Annotated in this window: 27 protein-coding genes; 14 read left to right on the forward strand and 13 right to left on the reverse strand. The window is 48.3% G+C overall.

The window, feature by feature from the left end; genetic code table 11:
• Positions 1-89: hypothetical protein (locus RSA72_RS08110; protein ID WP_332624708.1), on the reverse strand; the 89-nt coding region annotated here is incomplete at its 3' end.
• A gap of 174 nt (positions 90-263) precedes the next feature.
• Between RSA72_RS08110 and RSA72_RS08115 the strand changes: the two genes are divergently transcribed.
• Both RSA72_RS08115 and RSA72_RS08120 read left to right on the forward strand, forming a co-directional pair.
• The gene (locus RSA72_RS08115) at positions 264-1649 is read left to right on the forward strand and encodes a M16 family metallopeptidase (protein WP_332624707.1); all 1386 of its coding nucleotides are present in this window, start codon (positions 264-266) and stop codon (positions 1647-1649) included.
• A gap of 11 nt (positions 1650-1660) precedes the next feature.
• Positions 1661-3262 carry a M16 family metallopeptidase gene (locus tag RSA72_RS08120; RefSeq protein WP_332633000.1) on the forward strand — a complete coding sequence of 534 codons (1602 nt, stop codon included), beginning with the start codon at positions 1661-1663 and terminating at the stop codon, positions 3260-3262.
• Here the strand turns inward: RSA72_RS08120 and RSA72_RS08125 are convergent.
• Both RSA72_RS08125 and RSA72_RS08130 read right to left on the reverse strand, forming a co-directional pair.
• Entirely contained in the window at positions 3186-3509 is a 324-nt protein-coding gene (locus RSA72_RS08125; protein WP_332622141.1) for a hypothetical protein, read from the reverse strand. The two genes, RSA72_RS08120 and RSA72_RS08125, sit on opposite strands and share 77 nt — an antisense overlap.
• 119 nt (positions 3510-3628) lie before the next feature.
• Complete coding sequence (locus RSA72_RS08130; protein WP_332622140.1) at positions 3629-3988, reverse strand: hypothetical protein; 360 nt, start codon at positions 3986-3988, stop codon at positions 3629-3631.
• Positions 3989-4223: 235 nt separating this feature from the next.
• Here RSA72_RS08130 and RSA72_RS08135 point away from each other — a divergent pair, with 235 nt between their 5' ends.
• From RSA72_RS08135 to RSA72_RS08145, 3 genes are all read left to right on the forward strand, one after another.
• On the forward strand, positions 4224-4457 hold the full coding sequence (locus tag RSA72_RS08135) for a hypothetical protein (protein ID WP_068912190.1): 234 nt from the start codon (positions 4224-4226) through the stop codon (positions 4455-4457).
• Between the two features lie 138 nt (positions 4458-4595).
• Positions 4596-4970 carry a DUF2750 domain-containing protein gene (locus RSA72_RS08140; protein WP_332622138.1) on the forward strand — a complete coding sequence of 125 codons (375 nt, stop codon included), beginning with the start codon at positions 4596-4598 and terminating at the stop codon, positions 4968-4970.
• 107 nt (positions 4971-5077) lie between these two features.
• On the forward strand, positions 5078-5509 hold the full coding sequence (locus tag RSA72_RS08145; RefSeq protein WP_332622137.1) for a CBS domain-containing protein: 432 nt from the start codon (positions 5078-5080) through the stop codon (positions 5507-5509).
• Between the two features lie 287 nt (positions 5510-5796).
• Here RSA72_RS08145 and trpB read toward each other — a convergent pair whose 3' ends face one another.
• From trpB to RSA72_RS08195, 10 genes are all read right to left on the reverse strand, one after another.
• On the reverse strand, positions 5797-7005 hold the full coding sequence (trpB, locus tag RSA72_RS08150; RefSeq protein WP_332622134.1) for a tryptophan synthase subunit beta: 1209 nt from the start codon (positions 7003-7005) through the stop codon (positions 5797-5799).
• Between the two features lie 50 nt (positions 7006-7055).
• Entirely contained in the window at positions 7056-8243 is a 1188-nt protein-coding gene (locus tag RSA72_RS08155; RefSeq protein ID WP_332622133.1) for a vWA domain-containing protein, read from the reverse strand.
• A 196-nt stretch (positions 8244-8439) separates the two neighbouring features.
• Positions 8440-8793, reverse strand: coding sequence for a hypothetical protein (locus RSA72_RS08160; RefSeq protein WP_332622131.1), 354 nt, complete (start codon positions 8791-8793; stop codon positions 8440-8442).
• 175 nt (positions 8794-8968) lie between these two features.
• Entirely contained in the window at positions 8969-9820 is an 852-nt protein-coding gene (locus RSA72_RS08165) for an AAA family ATPase (RefSeq protein ID WP_332622130.1), read from the reverse strand.
• 21 nt (positions 9821-9841) lie between these two features.
• Positions 9842-10225 carry a hypothetical protein gene (locus RSA72_RS08170; RefSeq protein WP_332622129.1) on the reverse strand — a complete coding sequence of 128 codons (384 nt, stop codon included), beginning with the start codon at positions 10223-10225 and terminating at the stop codon, positions 9842-9844.
• A gap of 21 nt (positions 10226-10246) precedes the next feature.
• Positions 10247-10555, reverse strand: coding sequence for a YcgL domain-containing protein (locus RSA72_RS08175; protein WP_332622144.1), 309 nt, complete (start codon positions 10553-10555; stop codon positions 10247-10249).
• A 129-nt stretch (positions 10556-10684) separates the two neighbouring features.
• Positions 10685-11830 (reverse strand): ribonuclease D, encoded by a 1146-nt coding sequence (locus tag RSA72_RS08180; protein ID WP_332622128.1) that lies wholly within the window; start codon positions 11828-11830, stop codon positions 10685-10687.
• A gap of 177 nt (positions 11831-12007) precedes the next feature.
• Positions 12008-12604 carry a recombination mediator RecR gene (gene recR / locus RSA72_RS08185; RefSeq protein WP_332622127.1) on the reverse strand — a complete coding sequence of 199 codons (597 nt, stop codon included), beginning with the start codon at positions 12602-12604 and terminating at the stop codon, positions 12008-12010.
• 13 nt (positions 12605-12617) lie between these two features.
• Positions 12618-12947, reverse strand: a complete 330-nt coding sequence (locus RSA72_RS08190; RefSeq protein WP_332622126.1) for a YbaB/EbfC family nucleoid-associated protein — start codon at positions 12945-12947, stop codon at positions 12618-12620.
• A gap of 34 nt (positions 12948-12981) precedes the next feature.
• Positions 12982-14169 carry an O-succinylhomoserine sulfhydrylase gene (locus tag RSA72_RS08195; protein ID WP_332633004.1) on the reverse strand — a complete coding sequence of 396 codons (1188 nt, stop codon included), beginning with the start codon at positions 14167-14169 and terminating at the stop codon, positions 12982-12984.
• Positions 14170-14309: 140 nt separating this feature from the next.
• Here RSA72_RS08195 and RSA72_RS08200 point away from each other — a divergent pair, with 140 nt between their 5' ends.
• From RSA72_RS08200 to cydX, 9 genes are all read left to right on the forward strand, one after another.
• Complete coding sequence (locus RSA72_RS08200) at positions 14310-15413, forward strand: alpha/beta fold hydrolase (RefSeq protein WP_332622124.1); 1104 nt, start codon at positions 14310-14312, stop codon at positions 15411-15413.
• Positions 15414-15436: 23 nt separating this feature from the next.
• A complete protein-coding gene (locus tag RSA72_RS08205) occupies positions 15437-16309 on the forward strand; it encodes an NAD(P)-dependent oxidoreductase (RefSeq protein WP_332622123.1) in 873 nt (290 codons plus the stop codon).
• Positions 16310-16394: 85 nt separating this feature from the next.
• Positions 16395-16664, forward strand: a complete 270-nt coding sequence (locus RSA72_RS08210) for a YARHG domain-containing protein (RefSeq protein ID WP_332622122.1) — start codon at positions 16395-16397, stop codon at positions 16662-16664.
• Positions 16665-16696: 32 nt separating this feature from the next.
• Positions 16697-17119, forward strand: coding sequence for an HIT family protein (locus RSA72_RS08215; protein ID WP_332622121.1), 423 nt, complete (start codon positions 16697-16699; stop codon positions 17117-17119).
• Positions 17120-17463: 344 nt separating this feature from the next.
• Positions 17464-18570 (forward strand): porin, encoded by a 1107-nt coding sequence (locus tag RSA72_RS08220; RefSeq protein ID WP_332622120.1) that lies wholly within the window; start codon positions 17464-17466, stop codon positions 18568-18570.
• 433 nt (positions 18571-19003) lie between these two features.
• Entirely contained in the window at positions 19004-19195 is a 192-nt protein-coding gene (cydP, locus tag RSA72_RS08225) for a cytochrome oxidase putative small subunit CydP (RefSeq protein WP_068908965.1), read from the forward strand.
• The gene (locus RSA72_RS08230) at positions 19195-20781 is read left to right on the forward strand and encodes a cytochrome ubiquinol oxidase subunit I (RefSeq protein ID WP_332633006.1); all 1587 of its coding nucleotides are present in this window, start codon (positions 19195-19197) and stop codon (positions 20779-20781) included. The genes cydP and RSA72_RS08230 overlap by 1 nt, the downstream gene beginning before the upstream one ends.
• Positions 20778-21923 (forward strand): cytochrome d ubiquinol oxidase subunit II, encoded by a 1146-nt coding sequence (cydB, locus tag RSA72_RS08235; RefSeq protein ID WP_332633002.1) that lies wholly within the window; start codon positions 20778-20780, stop codon positions 21921-21923. The genes RSA72_RS08230 and cydB overlap by 4 nt, the downstream gene beginning before the upstream one ends.
• A 23-nt stretch (positions 21924-21946) precedes the next feature.
• Positions 21947-21996, forward strand: a 50-nt coding sequence (gene cydX / locus RSA72_RS14600; RefSeq protein ID WP_443098348.1) for a cytochrome bd-I oxidase subunit CydX, incomplete at its 3' end; no start/stop codon positions are given.

A 21996-nucleotide genomic window follows, 5' to 3' on the forward strand; every position in this document is an offset into this window, starting at 1 on the left:
ACCGCAGGTAAGCTCGGTAATGTGACATCATCATCTCCGATATCAGCATCAATCAAAAAATTATTCTGCCCATTAGATTGCTGTTGCATGCCGAATCCTTTGAAAAGCATTGCGTTAAAAAATGCGATTCTAGCACAAGTTCTTTATTTTTGGCTTTGCCGCATTGCGCCAACCGGCAGCATGCTAAAAAAACAGCAGCCTGCGCTTGCGTTCATGCGGCAGTTTCTGAAGAATAGTGCTGAATAATACGCTTTTCATTTGGAATGCCTGTGCCCAAAATTAAAATTCAGCCGCCTTCATTCCCAAAAAACATCAAACGGCGCATTTTGCCCGCAGGCCTAATTACACTCGGCATCATCAGTTCATTTTCCCATGCGGAAGCGCGCAACACTTTTGAAACCACGCTTGCAAATGGCTTGAAGGTGATCATCCGCGAAGACCGCCGCTCGCCCATGGTGATGACGCAGATCTGGTATAAAGTCGGCAGCAGCGATGAGTCCGGCAATATTTTAGGCATTTCCCATGCGCTGGAGCATATGATGTTCAAAGGCACCAGCAAAGTGCCTAAAGATGAATTCACCCGCCTCAGCCGCATTTACGGCGGCAGCGTCAACGCCTCTACGTTCACCAACTACACAAGCTATTATCAGCTGTATCCTAAAGCCTATTTTCCGCTGGCGCTGGAACTGGAAGCCGACCGCATGAGCAATCTGCTGCTGCGCCAGCAGGACTTTGCGCCGGAAATTAAAGTGGTGATGGAAGAGCGCCGGCTGCGCACCGATGATAGCCCGCGCACGCTGGCTTTTGAGCGTTTCAAATGGATTGCTTACCCGACCAGCCATTACCGCCAGCCGGTGATTGGCCACATGAAAAATCTGCAGAACATTCAGCTGCACGACCTGCAAAAATGGTACAAGGACTGGTATGCGCCGAATAACGCGGTTTTGGTGATTGCCGGAGACGCAGACACAGAAGCCGCCCTGCTCCAGGTGCAGAAATACTTTGGCGATGTACCAGCCAGAAAGACGCCGCCGCGCAATGATGTTCTGGAATTTGATCGCATCGGCTACCGCCATATGGAAATCAGCTCATCTGTGCAGGTGCCGAACCTGTATATGGCATGGAATGTCCCCTCCCTCGCCACAGCGAAAAATCCGCAAGACGCGTATGCGCTGAACATGATCCGCAGCCTGCTGGACAGCGGCATCGCTTCGCGCCTGCAAGACCGCCTAGTGCGCCAGAAAAAAATCATTACCGCCCTAAGCGTTTCTTATGACCCGTACAGCCGCGGCGACAGCCTATTCAGCATTTCCGCCTTGCCGGCTGAAGGCATTTCCCTGCAGGAAGCGCAGCAGGCCATTCAGGCGGAAATTGACCTGCTGAAAACAGAACAGATTGACCCGCAGGAAGCTGCGCGCATTACCGCCAAATTTATTTCCAGCCTGATTTACAGTCAGGACGATATTGCCGGGCAGGCCAGAATGATTGGCAATCTTGAAGTCAACGGCTTGAGCCACCGCCTGATGGACGAACTGCCCAAACGCTATGAAAGTGTCAGCCCGCAGGATATTCAGCGCGCTGCCAATGCCTATTTTGTGAAAGACAATTTAAGCACACTGTATCTTTCACCTGAATCTCCAGCAAAATAATGGACGGCCTCATGCAGAAAATTCCAGCTGTACTTTTTTTAGCGGCGCTGGCATGCGCTCCAGCCGGTTTTGCAGAGCAAGCTGACAGCCATTTAAGCGCCGAACCGGATATCAATGACACCCCCGACCAACTCCAGTCCATTCCACTGCTGCAGAGCCTGAGAAATATCAGCCGGCAGCAGGAATACCGCTCGCCTGAAGTGCATGACTTGAAAAACCGCTATGGCGTGCGCACGCTGTTTGTTGAAGCGCAGGACTTGCCGATGGTGGACATTCAGCTGACGTTCAATGCAGGCTCTGCGCGCGATCAGGAAATCGGCACAGGCTTATACGGCCTTGCCAATACAGCGGCCAAACTGATGGATGAAGGCACAGAAAAATACAATGCCAGCCAGATTGCCGCTGCGTTTGAACAGGCGGGCGCGCAGTTCAGCCTGCAGGCGCACAGGGATATGTTTATTGTCCGGCTGCGGGTGCTGTCCGATCCGCAAAAGCTTAAACCTGCTTTAGCCATGATGATGGAGGTGCTGAATCATGCTGCTTTCCCAAACAGCAGCATTGATATGGCGCTCAGCAATACCCAGATGGGACAAAAACAGCTGAAAGAAAACCCCGGCAGCTTAATGAGCATCCGCTTTTACCGCGCAGTCTACGGCAGCCACCCTTATGCACAGCCAGTCACCGGAACCAACGGCAGCCTGAAGAAAATTACCCCAGACCATCTTAAGCAGTTCCGCGACAAGTTTATTGTGGCGCAGAACATGAATATCGCCATTACCGGAAAGCTCTCCGCCAAAGAAGCCCGCGCACTGTCAGAGCGCATTGCCGGCCATCTAAAGCAAGGTGAAAAAGCCCAGCCTTTGGCCAGCCCGCAAGCCAAAACAGCGCTGGATATTATTGCCATGCCTTACCATTCCGCGCAGGCGCATGTGATGTTCGGGCAGCTGGGCACAGCCCGCAATGACCCTGACCGTCTGGCGCTTGAAGTGGCCAACCGCATGTTCGGCGGCAGCGGCTTTAACTCGGTGCTGATGCAGGAATTGCGCGTCAAGCGCGGCTACACTTATGGCGCGTACAGCGCTTTCTCTTTCAGTCAGGCGCCAGGCATTTTCAATTTCAGCTATTCTACCCGCCAGGATCAGCTGATGGACAGCATTAAAGTGGCGCATAAAGCTCTGGCGGACTTTGTGCAGAAGCCGATTGACCGCAAGCAGCTGGAAGAAACCAAAGCCGGCATGCTGCGCGCCTATCCGAACACCTACAGCAGCAATGCGGCGATCAACGCGCAATTGGGCCTGCTGGGCTTTTACAATCATCCTGCAGACTATTTGGCGCAGCACCCACAGCGGCTGGAAAAAATCACAGCTGAAAATGTGCAAAATGCCGTGCGCAGGCACCTGCATCCAGAGCAGATGACGCTGGTTGTGGTCAGCAAGACATTAGACAAGGCCGGCTTAGAAGCCATTTTACAGGATAATTTGCGGCCTGAACCTGGAAGTCCAGCAGATTCAATGCCAAGCGCAGCGCCTGAAGCGCCTAAGGCTGCTCCTCAGTCCACGCCGGAAGCTGATGCGCCCGCGCAGCCTCAAAATGATAGGCCTGCATCAATTTAAGGTATTGGCCCGTACTGACTTCAGGCTGGCGGCTCAGCAGAATTGCAATATCCTGCGACTCTGGACAGTTCTGCTGTTCGGAAATTTCCAGCACAGCATAAAACTGCTGAACGGAAATTGGGCGGTTTAGGGCAATAAATGCAAAGCTAATAATGAGCAGGATGATCAGGCTTGCCAAAGTATTGTAAAGCTGCTCCAGCTTTATTTTCGATTTGATTTGAAGAATTCTTTCTAAGCCAATAGACATACACTACCCCGAACTCAAAGTAGTGTATGGCTGCGATCCGATAAGTTCAAGTCAGGCCGCTTAATTCTCATGCACTCCGCCGTCTAAGCCGCAGCACTGCTTTAAAAAATGCTTCTGAATCAGCGCATGACGTTTTGAATCACGGCAAAATATAAAATCATGGCGATAATCGCCAAGACCAGAAACACAGCGAACACACTGACGCCACCTTCCGCATCCCCAGGATGCAGGTCGTCTTCGTCGGCAGTGCGGAGCAATTCGCCATTGTACATTTCATAAAATTTTTCACGCTGCGCCTCATTCAGCTCACGGGTAAAGTCATAGACCCGCTTGCGCTGCGCCAGACCGAAATCGCCCAAATGAATTTCCCGATGGAAGATCGCTTCATCCAGCCTTTGGCGGTGCAAATGCGCCAGCGCTACAATTTGCTCTGCCGCAGGCGGCATATCAAAGTTCAAACCATCCAGAGTTCTTGTCATAATATTTCTCCTTCCTGTTAACATCTTCTTATCTAAATATATTAATAAAAATTTTATCTGCTCATTGTTTAATCATGTAAACTGCGGCTTATGGATTGTTTTTTTAATATTATGTTGACATTTCAACTTATTTGTAATATTACTTTAACAATACCTAACTACTATTAGTTATTGACAGGTCGAAATAGGCACCTGTCCAATGTGATCATAATTAGAATAAGGAGTTTAATTTAATATGATGCAGCAAATCTCTCAGCATGACTTAGAACATGTATATGCAAACGCAGTAAATACCATTCAATCTCAAATGAACTTTGTAGACGCGGTAAAAGAGCTGGAAGAAGCGGCGCGCGCAGGCCACGGCAAAGCAGCGATGTTTCTTGCAGAATTGTATTATCAAGGCTTCCGCGTAGAGCGGGACTCATATAAAGCGCAGTACTGGCAAAAAATGGCCACGATGCAAGCATAAGCAAACGTCACCTAGGTGGCGTTTTTTAATGCCTGCAGATTCAGCATAAATATTTACTTACGATTTTCTGCAAAGCTTACACAGTAATTTAACCTGGGTTTTTTAAAATAGAAAAAACGATAGCAGCGAATAGACACAATGTCACAACTTAATCATTTTCAGCCTATCTCCAAAGATCTGTTCTTTAAGATTAATATTTTGAAAACAATGATGTATTGCGGTGTTCTATGGGGCCTGTACCATGATGGCTGGGCCATGACCAAAGATGGAGATGATTTTGTCTTTCCATTTTGGCTCAATGGCCTGCAGGCGCATAAATACGCCAAAAAGCACTGGCCCAGCTACAAGCCGAAAAGAATCACTCCTAAAGATTTTGAAACCGCACTGCTGCCGACCTTAACGCGCTTAAAGGTGACGCCGGCGCTCTGCAATTCCAGCAACCAGAAACTGAAACTGACCACCCTGCAAATGCGCCATTTCTTTTTCTCCGCACCGAATATGCGCTATGCATAAAGATCACGGGATTTATAAATAGATAAAATAGTGAACGCTGCAGTATTTGCTTTTTTTACAATTCACGCTAATTTAAAACAAATAATAACTTTAAGGGACAGATGAAAATGACCACCGTTGCTCAAGTATTACAGGACAAACCGCAGCAAGCCGTATATACCATTGCGCCGGATGCAACGGTATTGGAAGCCATTTCCCTGATGGCGGAGAAAGGCATAGGCGCCCTGATTGTGACGCAGGAAGATGCAGTTGTCGGGATTCTGTCCGAGCGCGACTACACGCGCAAAGTTGCGCTGATGGAGCGCTCCTCTTTCAGCACAACAGTCAATGAAATTATGACCGCAAAAGTGCTGACCATTACCCGCTCTGCCACTGTTGAAGACTGTCTGAAACTGATGACAGACAAGCATTTGCGCCATTTGCCTATCGTTGAAAAGAACAAGCTGATTGGCCTGATTTCGATTGGCGACTTAGTCAAAGCCGCTATGGAAGACCAGAAGAAGCTGATTGATCAGCTGCAGCAGTATATTTCCGGATAATTTTTCAGCCCTTTACACCGCTAAAGGGCTTTAATTTGCATATAAAACTTAAAATGTAATGACACTGCAAGCGCATTCACACTCCATCTTTGTTCTTCATGCAGCATTGCCAAAGACCCATCACACAGCCTAAGCCCTTAAAAATGATTGGCGCACCGCAACACTTTATGTAGCAATACGCCCGAAGAAAAATTAAAACCCGCGATGCTTTAACAGCAGATCAGTCAGCCCAGAAAAAATCCCAGCTGAACACTGGGATTTTTTAGACTTTTAAAGCGCCTGCAGGCTTAATTCAGGCCCAATTTAGCTGCCACATAATCCGCATCTTTATCGCCGCGGCCTGAAACATTCACCACGACTTTAATATCTTTTGAAAGCTTTGGCGCTTCGCGCAGCGCCCACGCCACCGCATGCGAGCTTTCCAGCGCCGGCACAATTCCTTCTACGCGCGACAAGGTCATAAAGGCATCCAGACATTCCTGATCGGTTGCCGTAGTATATTCCACGCGGCCTAAATCTTTCAGCAAGCTATGCTGCGGGCCTACACCTGGATAGTCCAGACCGGAAGCAATTGAATGCACAGGCAAAGGCTCGCCCTGCTCATCTTCCAGCACATAGCATGCCATGCCGTGAATTTGGCTTGGCTTGCCCAGCGTTAAAGTTGCGGAATGCATAGCGGTATCCAAGCCATGCCCTGCAGGCTCAACACCAATCAGCTTTACATCCGCATCATTTAAAAATGCCGTAAACGCGCCCAGCGCATTTGAACCGCCGCCGACGCAAGCCACGACATAATCCGGATTGGCGCCAAAACGCGCATTGGCCTGAACTTTAATTTCATCGCCAATAATCGCCTGAAAATCCCGCACCATCATTGGAAACGGATGCGGGCCGACGACTGAACCGATGGCGTAGATAAAGTTTTTCGGGTCTTTCAAGTATTCTTCAAAAGCGCTGTCGACCGCATCTTTCAAGGTTGCCGTGCCGCGGGTGACTGCAATCAGCTTTGCGCCCAAAATTTTCATTTTGACAACGTTTGGATGCTCTTTTTTAATATCCACCTGGCCCATATGAATTTCACACGGAATGCCCACCAAGGCGCAGGCTGTCGCCAATGCCACGCCATGCTGGCCCGCGCCGGTTTCCGCAATAACCTTGGTTTTGCCCATGTACTTTGCCAGCAGCGCTTCGCCCAGGCAGTGATTGATTTTATGCGCGCCCGTGTGGTTCAAGTCTTCACGCTTTAAATAGATTTGCGCGCCGCCCAGCTGCTCAGACAAGCGCTTTGCATAAAATAGCGGGCTTGGACGGCCGACATAGTTCGCAAACAGATCTTTCAGCTCATTTTGAAATTCCGCCGTGTGGCGGATCTGCTCATAAGCCGTGTTAATGTCATCCATCGCCTGCTTTAAATCCGGCGGAATAAATTGGCCGCCATAGGCGCCAAAAAAGCCTTCTTCATTGGGCAATGCAATGCCATTAATCTGATGATCCATTTTTATCCCCTTGCTGAAATTAACGCCGCCTAATATAGCGCATATCGTTTTTAACGCGCTAAATATTTAGTCATATCCTCAATGCCCTTTAAGGTCATTGGGAACATATGATTTTCAAAAATCTGCTTAATCAAGCCAATGCTGTGCGTGTAGTGCCAATAGCTTTCCTCTTCAGGATTCAGCCACGCGGTTTTATCAAAATGCTGGCGCAGGCGCTGCAGCCAAACCTGCCCCGATTCATCATTCATATATTCGACCGAACCGCCCACAGAACTGACTTCATACGGCGCCATGCTGGCATCTCCGACTACGATCACGCGGTAGTCCCGCCCATAGGTATTGAACAGCTCCCATGTATTCATGCGGGTATTGGAGCGGCGGATATTGTCTTTCCAAACATAATCATACAGGCAGTTATGGAAATAAAAATATTCCAGGGTTTTAAACTCGGTCTTGGCCGCGCTGAACAGCTTTTCACACTGGGCGATATGCGAATCCATTGAACCGCCGACATCAAACAGCATCAGCACTTTAATGCGGTTGCGCCGTTCCGGCACCAGCTGCACATCTAGAATGCCCTGCTTGGCAGTTTCACGGATGGTGCCGTCGATATCCAGCTCCTCGGCAGCGCCTTGGCGCGCAAATTTGCGCAAGCGGCGCAGCGCCATTTGCATCTGGCGGCTGCCCAGAATCTGATCATCATCCAGATTGCGGTATTGGCGCTGTTCCCAGACTTTAACGGCAGATTTTTTCCGTCCCGGCCCACCAATGCGCACGCCTTCCGGATGGTCGCCATAGGCGCCAAACGGCGATGTTCCGCCGGTGCCGATCATGCGGTTGCCGCCCTGATGCTTTTTATGCTGTTCGCGCAGGCGCTCTTCCAGCATTTTCATCAGCTCTTCCAGCGAACCGGCTTTTTTCAGCTCTTCGCGCTGCTCCGGCGTCAGGTGCTTTTCCAGCAGCTCTAAATCAAACCAGTCTTTCGGCAGCTTATGCACCTGATTCAGCAAGTCATCCAAATCAAAGGTGGCAATACCGTCAAAATAGTCTTTCATGGCGCGGTCAAATTTGTCAAAAAAGCGCTCATCCTTGACCATGACGGTTCTCGCCAGCTGATAGAACTCCTCCTGATCTGCAAAGACAATGCCGGCCGCGACCGCCTGATTCAGGTCAATCAGTTCACGCGTAGAGACGGGTACGCCGTATTTTCTTAGGGTATAAAACAGCCGCACAAACATAGGCGAATAAAATCCAATAAAAATTAAATATTCGGGAGGTCAAATCAGTTTGACTGCATGTGATCTTGTTATTTCATCTGCAACTGACTAATGCCTTTTCGCGATTCCCATTATGGAAAAATGAACCTTGCAAGTAAAGCCAAAAGCATTCACTCAAAGTTCATCTCCCGCTTGATTAGGGGTAAAAATACTTAATTCAAACTCCATCCGGCATACAGGGATAATCTGTATCTTTAAGCGTTTGTTTGAGTAATTCATATTGCTCTTTAAGCGCTTTAGCTTCCTGCTGCAATTTCTCTATTGGCACAGGTCTGCTAAACCCTTGAGCCTTCCTGTAGCGCAAATAATCCTCAAAGTTTGCAATAACGAAATTGTAGTACTTAAGTTCATGCTGCTTTGAAAGGCATTCCTTTTGCTGGATGGCTTGCTGAGCGGCAGGATGATCCATGTGTTTCGTCAATTTTTCTTCAAGTTGATATCTTGCCACTTGCGCCCAATAGCCATCCTGAAGGATTTGAGTATGCATTTGCTCAAAGGCCTGTTCATCCATTGCATAGCTTGATGTGCAGATACACAGCAAGAAAGAAAAGAAACTTAACTGCATGCTCTTGGCGCTATGTTTTAATCGAAACAGCTTAAACACTATTATGTCTGCCCTTGTTTTGCACCCGACAAAATAAAAGCCGGGCAAACCGGCTTTTACATACTTTACAAATTTATCCTGATCAGCGGCGCGACATAAAGGCCAGGCGCTCCAGCAGCTGCACATCCTGCTCATTCTTAATCAGCGCGCCGTACAGCGGCGGAATAGACTTGGATTTATCGGTATTTCGCAAAATATCTGCCGGCATATCATCCGCCATCAGCAGGCTCAGCCAGTCAATCAGCTCTGAAGTTGACGGCGGTTTTTTCAAGCCCGGAATCTGGCGCAGCTTAAAGAACACCTGCAGCGCTTCCGTGACCAGCGATGCGGAAATTTTATCGAAATGCACATCGATAATTTCGCGCATGGTCGCTTCATTCGGGAATTCAATATAATGGAAGAAACAGCGGCGCAGGAATGCATCCGGCAGCTCTTTTTCATTATTTGAGGTAATGATCACAATCGGGCGCTGCACCGCAGTAACGGTTTCACCAGTTTCATATACATAGAACGACATTTTGTCGAGTTCATGCAGCAAGTCGTTTGGAAATTCAATATCCGCCTTATCAATTTCATCAATCAATAAAACGCAGCGCTCTTCACTGCTGAATGCTTCCCACAATTTACCCGGCTTGATGTAGTTTTTAATATCATAGACCCGGTCATCGCCCAGCTGGCTGTCGCGCAGGCGCGATACAGCGTCGTACTCATACAGGCCCTGCTGCGCCTTGGTGGTAGACTTGATGTGCCAGGTAATCAGCTTCAGGCCCAAGCTTTGCGCGACCTGCTCAGCCAGCAGCGTTTTACCTGTGCCCGGTTCGCCTTTCACCAGCAGCGGCTTCTGCAGGCTGCGGGCCGCCTTTACCGCAAGCTTTAAACTATCAGTCGCAATGTACTGATCTGTACCAGAAAATTGTTGAGCATCGACAGACATACGGAACCTTATTTTTCTACTTTAAAGGGGTGAACTTTTTTTACTGACTGAAATGTGCATTCTGCCGGCATTGTATTTTGACCAAAAATAGCCAATGACCAAGCCAATGCCAATCACAAATAAAATCAAAGACAGATTTAACCAGACCAAAGGCTGATCTTTGGTCAGCATGCCAAACAGCATGCCGAAAATTGCCGGCGCGATAGAGGCATTAGAGCCTTCAGAAACCGTCGGGGTCAGCAAAACCGCAAAAACCACGACCCATGAAATGCCGCCGGCGGGCTTAGGCAGGCGCTTTGCAACCGCATACCAGCACGCCAGAATAATCAGGCTTCCCAAAAGATAAACCGTAATTGCAATGCTATCTTCAGGAATTGAGTCCAATACAGCCCATAAACTATTCATTCCGCAACTCCTGAATGGATCTTATGCACCGCGCAGGCCTTCCGGCGCCGCAGCATTAGGATTGATCAGGCCTTCTGGAGGCATTTGCAGGAAAAATCCTTTGGTCTGAATTGAATCAATGACATGCATTACATTTGCGCGGGCCAGCTTGCGCGCTTCTGTTAATTCCAGATGCATTACAAATGCTGCGCGGCCGAACGCTGCGCGAACAGGCTCTGACAGAACTTCTAAAGGATTGAATTCTTCAGCTTCATTTTCATTGGCGGCAGGACGGGCAACATAAAGATACATTTCATCTTTTTTGCTCGATTTGTAGATAGAACAATGCATTTTGAATCGGTACTCATAAAACTCAAGGCAAAGCATACATCAAAAAAAAGACAGATACATTAGCCATAATTAACGCATCGGTCGTGAATTTATATAAATGCTAAATCTTTAAGCAATTTTGAGCGGATTTCATTCCATCACTTTCATTTGCTTAGACAGGTAAGATTCATCTGAATGCAGCACATCAATCAGCGGCTTGGTCAGCATGTCATAGCGCCAGCCCAGCAGATAACCCGGCAAGTCCTGCTCATCATTATGGAACACCACATGCTGATACAGCGCATTCAGCCACTTCTTGCGCATCAGCACTTCTTTCGGCACGGCGGTTTCTTCTGAGATATTCTGAATGACCGCTTCGACCCGGTCGGCGATTTCGCTGGATGAATGGCGGATTGGGCGCGCCATGCGCAGCGGCCAGTCTGCCTGCTGTTCAGGCAGGTACTTCAGCAGATCCAGAATGGTTTTGCCGTGCTCGCGCACAATATTTGGGCGGATGCCTTTGACTGCGCTGAGCTGAAAATGATTGCGCGGATTTTTTTCCACCAGATCCTGCATGGTAGCATTTTTCAGGATAAAGCTGCGCGGCTGATTCAAAGCCTTAACCATTTGCTCGCGCCATACCGCCAGCTGCTGCAGCTGCATCAGCTGCCGGCGTGAATTGCGGTAATTGCCGACGTCCAGATACAGCATGGAAACCGGGGTTTCCTCGCCAATTTCCTGCGTTAAATTGCGGCAATCTTCCAGCACGCAGTCCAGCAGGTGCTTAGCGCTCAATTCCGCTTTGACTTTATCGGACAGCCGCATTAAATAATGCACATCGTTGGCCGCATACATCAGCTGTTCAGGCGTTAACGGGCGCGCCAGCCAGTCTGAACGGGTCTGGTCTTTTTCAATATCAACATCCAGCATGCTTTTTAAGGCATTCTGGTAGCTGACCTGCAGGCCATGCCCTAAGAATGACATGCCGACCTGAGTGTCAAATACGTTTTCCAGCGTTTTATGCTGCGCATAATGATAGATTAAATCGATATCTTCACTGCAGGCATGAAAAACATTCTGCTGCGCCTTAAACAGCCTGTTCCAGAAATCCGTCAGATCCAGCGCCGCGCCGTCCAGCAAATACACCTGTCCATTCACATTAATCTGGAATACGCCTAATTTTGGCCACAGGGTATCGACCTTGATGAATTCGGTATCCAGTCCGTAAACGGAACTTTGATCCATAAGGCTGAGTACGTTTTGCAAGTCTTGCTGATGATGAATAAATTGGTACATAACTGCGGAGTCTATAGCTAGATGCTCTTTCGGCTATATTAACCGATATATAATAATTATCGATAAAAAATTAAGTATATTCACTATATATTTTCGATTATAGTGGTCTTTCAAGCCAAAAAAAACTTTTACTAATATATAAAAACTATTAGTAAAAGATTCTTCATAATTAAATGGCTACTTCATGCGCATGCGGTTATGCACCGCCTGGCTTAAGGTGTGGCTGTCAACATATTCAAGTTCGCCGCCTTGCGGCACGCCTTGCGCAATCCGTGTCATCTGCACCGGCAGATGCTTGGCCGCTTCAACAATATAATGCGCAGTCGCCTGCCCCTCTACGGTTGCATTGGTGGCTAAAATCACTTCTTTCACGGCGCCGTCAGATAGGCGCTGCAGCAGGTACGGAATGCCGATTTCATCCGGGCCAATCCCGTCCAAAGGCGACAGATGCCCGCCCAGAACATGGTATTTGCCGCGGAAGCTGCCGCTTTGCTCAATCGCCATGACATCTGCCGGAGATTCGACCAGGCAGAGCATCTGCTCATCGCGCTCATGCGACAGGCAAATATTGCAGACTTCATCTTCGGTTAAAGAGTGGCAAATAGAGCATTCATGAATATAGCTGACGGCTTCATTCAGCGCATGCGCCAAACCGGCCGCACCCTGTTTATTCTTCATGATTAAGTGCAGCGCCATGCGCTGGGCCGATTTCGGCCCGACGCTTGGCAAAATGCGCAATGCCTGAACAAGCTGATCAAAACGATCACTAAACATGCGCTGCTGTTCCTTAGAATAAGCCTGAAAGGCCCGGCGGCAAGCCCATGCCGGAGTTGGCAGCTTTCATGCGCTCTTCAGAAACGGCTTCCGCCTGGCGCGCTGCCTCATTCATGGCAGCCGCAATCAGGTCTTCAATCATTTCCGCATCATCCTGCAGCAGCTCAGGGTTAATTTCAATGCGCTTGACAACATTGCGGCAAGTCATAGTGACTTTCACCAAGCCGCCGCCAGCTTCAGCATGGACTTCTGTCTGCGCCAGCTCTTCTTTGGCTTTTTTAACGTTGCCTTCCATATCTTTTTGCATGCGCTGCGCTTGCTGCATCAACATATTGATGTTCATAAAAATCTCCGAACAAAGAATTTCTTAAATTAAATTAGATGAGGTCTAAACCGCGGGAAAGATCGCGGATAATATCATCAATATCTTCCAAACCGACCGACACGCGAATTAAGCCTTCGCAAATGCCCGCCACCTGTTTTGCTTCCGCTGAAAGCTTGCCGTGCGTTGTGGTCGCAGGATGGGTAATGGTAGATTTTGCATCACCCAAGTTGCCGGTAATTGAAATGAACTGCGTATGATCGACCACTTTCCAGGCGCCTTCACGGCCGCCGTTCACTACAAATGATACGATGCCGCCAAAACCGCTTTGCTGTTTGGCCGCCAGTTCATGGCCGGCATGCTCCGGCAAGCCAGCGTAATAAACTTTTTCCACTTTGTCATGCGCATTTAGAAATTCCGCAAGCTTTTGCGCGCCTTCGGAATGCGCCCGCATGCGCAAGCGCAGCGTTTCCAGGCCTTTCAGGAACACCCATGCATTGAATGGGCTCATGGATGGGCCGGTGGTGCGCACATAGCCGAAGACTTCTTCCAGCAGCTTGTGGCTGCCGACCACGGCGCCGCCTAAGGCGCGCCCTTGGCCGTCCAGATATTTAGTTGCTGAGTAAACCACCAAGTCTGCGCCGAATTTGATCGGCTGCTGCAGCGCCGGCGTGCAGAAACTGTTGTCAATCGCCAGCAGCGCATCATTGGCATGGGCAATATCCACCAAGGCCTGAACATCCGCAATTTCCGCCAACGGGTTAGACGGCGATTCCACAAAAAGCAATTTGGTTTCAGGCTTAACGGCATTTTGCCATGCAGTCAAGTCCGTCAAATCGACAAAATCGACCGCCACGCCGAATTTAGCCACATATTTTTCAAATAAAGACACTGTAGAGCCGAAGACTGCGCGTGAACACACCACATGATCGCCGGTTTTCAGGAATGACATTGCAACCGCCATAATGGCCGCCATGCCGGAGCTGGTTGCAACTGCTCGCTCTGCGCCTTCCAGAGCCGCCAGGCGCTTTTCAAACATCGCCACGGTCGGATTGGTAAAGCGCGAATAGATATTGCCAGCTTCCTGACCGGAAAATTTCGCCGCGGCTTCCGCTGCATTTGCATAGACAAATGAAGAGGTGAGATAGATCGGCTCAGCATGCTCACCTTCAAAGCTGCGTGTATGGCCAGTGCGGATCGCTAAGGTATCCGGCTGGTATTCGATATCGTCTTGGCGGCTCATCAGCATTACCCAGTCCTAAGACTGCCTTTTGTTAAAAATTGCAAACATTTTGAGCGCCTATGCTATTTCAGGTCAAGGCATAATAAGCGAATATTGCTTAGACTTCGATCAATCCTGCAAGGACATAGGCTAATAAAAACATGCATCCTCTGAAAAATAGACTTTTGAAACAGCAAAAAAAACTGAAGCACCTCTCTGCGCGCGTGTTTAACACCAAGTCCATGATCCTCTCGCAATCCAATCCCTATGAAGTGATTGAAGAATACAAGCACTGCAAAATCCGCTTCTATGCCTCGCCCGATAGAAAATATCAAGAGCCTTTAGTTTTTGTGGCGCCGCTGGCCATCAATATGGCGATTTATGACCTGTACCCTTACCGCTCTCTGGTCAAGCACTTCCAGCACAGCGGCTTTGATGTGTACCTGCTGGAATGGACCAGGCTGAACTACCGCGACCGCTTCCTGAACTTCATGTCATTTATTGATGATGCGCTGCCGCACTGCATTGATGCGGTCTGCCGGCATGCGCAAAGCCAGTACGTTTCACTGCACGGCTGGAGCATGGCCGGCGTCTTTGTCAGCCTTTACACCGCCATGCATCAGCCGGAGCACGTTAAAAACCTGATGGTCTTAGGCTGCCCGATTGACAGCTATGCTTCCGGGCGCATCGGCAAGCTCTTTCAGGGCATTAACCGGCTGGTCTCGCGCAATCAGACGGTGCAGAAAACCCTGTACAGCGGCCAGATTCCCAAGCACCTGATTCACACATCCGGCATGCTCAATGCGCTGGGCTTTAAAATGCTCGACCCGCAGGGCTGGCTGAACAGCCAGAAAAAGCTCCTGCTGAACCTGTCCAATACGCAGACCGTGTACGAGCACGCTACCATGGGCAGCTTTCTGAACAATATGATTGATTACCCCGGCGGCATCAATCAGGACATGGTGCTGAATGTCTGGCTGCAGAATCCGCTGAAAACAGGCATTATTCAGTTAGAAGATAAGCTTATCGAATTAAAAAACATCAGCTGCTCCCTGTTTATTGGCGCAGGCTCCAGCGATCAGATTGTGACAGCGGCCGCCGCCGCGCCCTTAGGCGGATTGACAAGCAGCCAGGATGTCACGTTTACTCTGATCCCCGGCGGCCATTTAGGCTTAATGTCCAGTCAGAAAAGCGCCAATATTTTTTGGCCAAAGCTGACCGCCTGGCTGGAACAAAGATCGACGCCATTAAACCAATCAAATTAACTGCAAATCATTAGGGTTTTATCATGATTCAATCCGCTGCATTCATCGGCTTAGGCGCAATGGGCTACCGCATGGCCGCGCATTTGCCGAAGCGCTTTGACACCGTATATGTCTGGAACCGCAATTTCAGCAAGGCCGAACAGCATGCAGCTGAATACGGTACGCAAGCAGCCGAACTGAATCAGGCGGTGCAGGCCGATGTGATTTTTTCATGCCTGCCGACCAGCGCCGATGTGGAAGCGCTGATTGAAAACCTTGCAATCAAGCCCGGCGCAATTTGGATAGACTGCACCAGCGGCGTGCCGGAAACGGCGCAGAAGCTGGCGCAGGCGCTGAAAGCGAAAAATGTGGACTTTCTGGATGCGCCGGTCAGCGGCCAAACCATAGGCGCGGAAAACGCAGCGCTGACCTTCATGATTGGCGGCGATGCGCAGGCTTTTAAGCGCGCCCTGCCAGCTGTGCAGGCGCTGGGCAAGCTGATTAAGCATGTCGGCGAGTCTGGCGCAGGATTTGCTGTCAAAGCGGTGAACAACATGCTCATGGCAGTCAATCTTTGCGCGGCTGCGGAAGGCTTTACCGCGCTGAAAGCGCATGGGGTGAATTTAAATGAAGCGCTGGACTGCATCAACGCCTCCAGCGGCAAAAGCAACGCCACAGAAACCATACTGCCGCAGCGCGTCATGAACCGCTCATTTCCGCTCACCTTTGCCCTGCCGCTGCTGGCCAAAGACACCGGCATTGCTATCGATTTAGTCCGCCAAGCCAAGCTTTCGGCGCCGGTTATTGCCTTAACCCAAAGCCTGATTCAGGCCGCCAGCGACACCGCAGCGCCAAACAGTGATTTTTCCAGCGCTGTAAAAATGTATGAAACATGGAGTAAACTTACAATCGAGTAATAACTCGCTATTGAATAATCATAATGAAACCTAATATTGTGATGATATAGTAATACATACTGTTACAAATACAGAGGAAACTCTCATGAACAAATTTACTGCTGCAGCGTTTATCAGTGCAGTGACTTTCATCGGGGCTTCTACAGCAGCTTCCGCTTCTGAGCAGGAATGCCAAAAGTTGAAAAATGACCATGATGTCATTTATGCATCTAAAGGCTTCTGTTTTAAAGACCCTGAAGCAAAGGCGAAATTCGGCAATGAAAATTGCTATACCACCAAGCCTAAATTCTCGGAAAAAGAACAGCAGCGCCTTGACGCCATCAAGGAACGTCAGAAAGAATTGAACTGTAAATAATTACATGCCAATTACGCTTAAGGAATCCAGCCATGGCTTACGATGATCAAAATATTTTTGCAAGAATTTTACGCGGTGAACTTCCGGCAATAAAAGTCTATGAAGATGACCAAGTGCTTGCATTTATGGACATTATGCCTCAGGCAGAAGGCCATGCGCTGGTCATCCCCAAAACACCCGCTGTGACGCTGCTGGACTTGCCGCCTGAGGATGCTGCCTACACTATTCAGATTGTGCAGAAAGTCGCTCAGGCGATTGAAACCGCATTAAGCGCCAAAGGCATTGTGCTGATGCAGCTGTCAGGCGCATCTGCAGGCCAAACCGTGCCGCATGTGCACTTTCACCTGATTCCAAGTTCTGTGCATGAACTTGGCAGGCATGCTGCGCAAATGGGCGATCAGGACAAAATTAAAGCGCAGGCGGAAAAAATCAAGGCTGTTCTTGCAGAACTGTAAAATCTTCAGGTTTTTGCAGCTGTTTCAAATGGAGCTTCGGCTCCATTTTTTTGCGCCGACGATTTGCACAGATGCGCCGCTGCGAATATTAAGGCCGCATGACGGCTGCATGAAAACTGAGTTAATTCCGCTGCAACTGTCTGTTAATCAAAACATTCTCAGCAAATACACCTTGACATAATTCTAATAACACGCTGATTAACTTTAATATTTCTGAAATATTTCCTTAATGGAAATGACTTATTTGTAATGAATACTTAGCGCCATTAGATAGCGAAATTATTTTTAGCCAAGCTACTGATAAAACGTATTGATAAGACGAAAAGTCTTTACTGGAGCTTCAAATGAAAAAAACTCTATGTGCATTAGCAATCGGGGCAACTATTCTTACACCGGTAATGGCATCTGCAGCTGATGTCAAAATTTACGGCCGTGCACACGTTTCTTTAGATTATTTAGATGACGGCAAAGACTACAACGAAGTTGGCCTTTCATCTAACTCTTCTCGCTTAGGCTTCAAAGTTGACCAAAAAATTAATGATAACTTGAATGTTTTTGCGCAAATTGAGCAGGAAATTAACTTTGCCAGCGGCAGTGCCGATTCTAAAGGTGTAGATTTCTCTACACGCGATACCTTTGTTGGCTTAAAAAGCGATACTTACGGCCAGGCGCGTGTCGGCCGTTTTGACAGCCCATTTAAAGTGGCCCGCGGCCCAATCAACTTCTTTGGCGACATGGTTGGTGACGTGCGCAACGTAACCCGTATTGGCGACATGAAGTTTGATGAGCGCAATGACAACACCATCGAATATAAATCGCCAAAATTTGGCGGCGGTTTCAATGTTTTAGCAGCAATGTCTATGAATAAAGGCACTGACATTCCAAAAGATGCAGCCGGTGAAAGCCAAAAAGACAATAAAGCGTATGATCTAGCCTTAACCTATAAAGCAGGCCCAATTGATATAGCCGCTGCATATGAAAAATATGAAGATAACGCAGCCAATACAACTACATCCTCTGGCACTCCGCCTGTAGCGGTAGACTCAAGCCGAGATGCATTCCGTATTGCAGGCGCATATAAAATCACTGAAGAATTCAACCTAGGCGCAATGTATCAAATTGCACAGTTTGATGATTCAAAACGAAATCTGGATGCGCAAGTTTTCGGTGTGGCAGGCGAATATAAAATCACGCCTAAAACATCTGTGCGTGGCGAATACTTCTACCGTGATTCAGATGCAACTGATGCCAATGCCAGCTTAATCGGCGTAGGTGTAGAGCATAAACTGGACAGCACCCTGCGTGTTTACGGCAACTTAGCGACTGTACTGAACGACAAAAATACCGACATCACTCCTTGGAAAGAAGGCCGCAGCTTCGGCAATGGCGTTAAAGGTGCTAAAGATGAAAACTCGACTGCCCTGTCTTTAGGCTTACGCTACGATTTCTAAGCCAAAAGTCCGCTCTAAAAAAAGAACATGCATGCATGTTCTTTTTTTATTACCGCGCTATAATTTGAGTGTTTTTTAAGCACAAAGGCCATTCCTGCCTTTTCACTTCATTCGCTTTGGCGCGCAGGTTAAGAATATTTAAACATTAATCCCTATTGTTTTAGTCTGCTTTAAAATATAAAACCAACTATTTTAATCAGATTAAATTTACAGTAAATATAACTAAATTAGTCAGAATAATTTTATATAAATACAAGCGTTTTACTCTACTTTAAAATAAACGTTATTAGTATAGTTTTTAACTTTTATCAATTTTAAGTTATTGTATTTAATACAAATAATAATATATTTTTATTTTAACTGTTTACCCTATTTATTTTTCGTTAACTTTTGTTAATAATAGGTACTGAGTTTAAATAATAGGCTTATCACTATGAGCTTAGTCCCCAAAGATTTTAACCGTCGTGCTGTCAGAGAAATAACGGCTATTTTAATAATTAAAGTCATTATTTTGCTGACCATCAAAAACATCTGGTTTGATGCACCTACGATACCTAAAGATTTTGACAATCAAGTTGCCGAGCGCATAGCCGGCAGTCCTTCCCAAATCAAGGAGACACGTTGATGATTTCAGAAAGCGTGGTCGATTTGTCGCGGTTCCAATTTGCGATGACCGCGATGTATCACTTTATATTCGTTCCACTGACTCTAGGTATGGCTTTCCTTCTTGCCATCATGGAAACCACGTATGTGATTTCCGGCAAAGAAATTTACAAAGACATGACTAAATTCTGGGGCAAACTCTTCGGTATTAACTTCGCGCTAGGCGTAACTACCGGCTTAACCATGGAATTCCAGTTCGGCACCAACTGGGCTTATTATTCACACTATGTGGGTGATATTTTCGGCGCGCCGCTGGCCATTGAAGGCCTCATGGCGTTCTTCCTTGAATCCACATTTATCGGCCTGTTCTTTTTTGGCTGGGACCGCCTGACCAAAGTGCAGCATTTAGCTGTAACCTGGCTGGTTGCCCTTGGCTCGAACATGTCAGCCCTGTGGATTCTGGTGGCAAACGGATGGATGCAAAACCCAGTCGGCTCAGCATTCAACTATGAAACCATGCGTATGGAGCTTGTAGACTTTGGGGCGCTGATTTTCAACCCTGTCGCTCAGGTGAAATTCGTGCATACCGTTTCAGCAGGCTATGTCACTGGCGCCATTTTCGTTCTGGCGATTTCCAGCTACTACATGCTGAAAAAACGCGACCTGCCTTTTGCCCGCCGCTCTTTTGCCATTGCAGCCGTTTTTGGCCTAGCGTCCACACTTTCAGTTATTTTGCTGGGTGATGAGTCAGGCTATGAAATTGGCGATGTGCAGAAAACCAAGCTGGCTGCGATTGAAGCGGAATGGGATACCCACCCTGCTCCAGCGCCGTTCACTTTGTTTGGCATTCCAAATAAAGAAACCATGACAACGGACTATGCGGTAAAAATTCCATATGTCATGGGGATTATTGCGACACGCTCGACAACCAAAGAAGTCACAGGCATCAAAGATCTTATCGTGCAGCATGAAGAACGCATCCGCAATGGTATGGTTGCATACTCTCAGTTAGAGAAACTCCGCGCAGGCGACACTTCTCCTGAACTGAAAGCAGCATTTGCAGAGTCGCAAAAAGACTTAGGCTACGGCTTGCTGCTGAAGAAATACACGCCAAATGTTGTAGATGCTTCTGATGCGCAAATTAAAGCTGCTGCAAAAGACACTATTCCGCATGTGCCAAGTTTATTCTGGGCATTCCGCGCAATGGTTGCTTCCGGCTTCTTAATGCTGCTGCTGTTCGCTTTAGCCACCTTTGCGGTTGCCAAGCGCAATGCGGAAAACAAGCCTTGGCTGTTGAAGTTTGCCTTATTCGGCCTGCCGCTTCCTTGGATTGCTGCGCAAACTGGCTGGTATGTTGCAGAAGTTGGCCGTCAGCCTTGGACTATCGGTGAAGTGCTGCCAACGCATCTGTCTACATCTTCACTCAGCACTGGCGATGTGTGGGGCTCAATCATTGCTCTGGCATCGTTCTACACTGTGCTGCTGATCATTGAAATGTACTTAATGATTAAATTCTCTCGCCTTGGCCCAAGTTCGCTTCACACTGGCAAATACCATTTTGAAAAACTTGAAGCTGCCAACAAGGCAAATGAGGAGGCTCAAGCATGATTGAATATGAACTGCTCAAAATAATCTGGTGGGTGCTGGTTGGCGTACTGCTGATTGGCTTTGCCCTCACCGATGGCTTCGATATGGGCTCTATGGCGCTCATGCCATTTGTCGGCAAAAATGATGACGAACGCCGCGCCGCAATCAACACGATTGCGCCGCACTGGGACGGCAACCAAGTCTGGTTCATTACCGCCGGCGGCGCGCTGTTCGCTGCCTGGCCTATGGTTTATGCAACGGCTTTCTCCGGCATGTACTGGGCGCTGCTCCTCGTGCTGTTCGCCCTGTTCCTCAGACCGGTCGGTTTTGACTACCGCTCCAAACTTGAGAACACCAAATGGCGCAGCTCTTGGGATTGGGGCCTGTGCATCGGCGGCGCAGTTCCAGCGCTGGTCTTTGGCGTAGCATTCGGCAATATGTTCCTTGGCGTGCCATTCCAGCTGGATGAAACTGTACGCTCTACCTATACAGGCAGCTTCTTTGCCCTGCTGAATCCATTTGCCTTAGTCTGCGGCCTGGTCAGCTTGTCTATGCTGGCGGCGCATGGCGGCGCATGGCTGATGCTGCGCACAGACGGCGACCTGCGCGCCCGCTCTGCAAAAGCCACGCAAATTATGGGCATTGTATTCTTAGTCTGCTTCCTGCTGGCTGGCGCTTGGCTGTACTTTGGCAATATCCAAGGCTATACGCTTGCACAGCCATTTGACACCAACGCCGTTGCCAACCCGCTGGCGAAGCAGGTTATTACAGACGCCAACCCAGGCTGGATGAATAACTACAGCATTTATCCAATCACCATGATTGCGCCAATTATGGCTATTTTAGGCGCATTGATTGTGATTGCAGCCGCAGGCAAAGCCAAAGCAGGCTTAAGCTTCCTAGGCACTTCACTGGCTGTAACAGGCGCAATCTTAACTGCCGGTTTCTCATTGTTCCCATTCCTCATGCCTTCAAGCACCAACCCAACGGTCAGCTTGACGATGTGGGATGCCGTGGCCAGTAAAAACTCGCTAACCGTAATGACAGTTGCTGCCTGCATCTTTGTTCCGCTCATTTTGTGCTACACCACTTGGTGCTACTACAAAATGTGGGGCGTTGTTACTAACAAACACATCCAAGAGAATTCGCATAGCCTTTACTGAGGCTATGCGCAGGAGAGTAAATTATGTGGTATTTTGCATGGATTCTCGGCATTTTGATGGCTTGCTTTGCAGG

This window comes from Acinetobacter sp. (assembly GCF_036659555.1).
In the GTDB taxonomy this organism is placed as follows: Bacteria; Pseudomonadota; Gammaproteobacteria; order Pseudomonadales; family Moraxellaceae; genus Acinetobacter.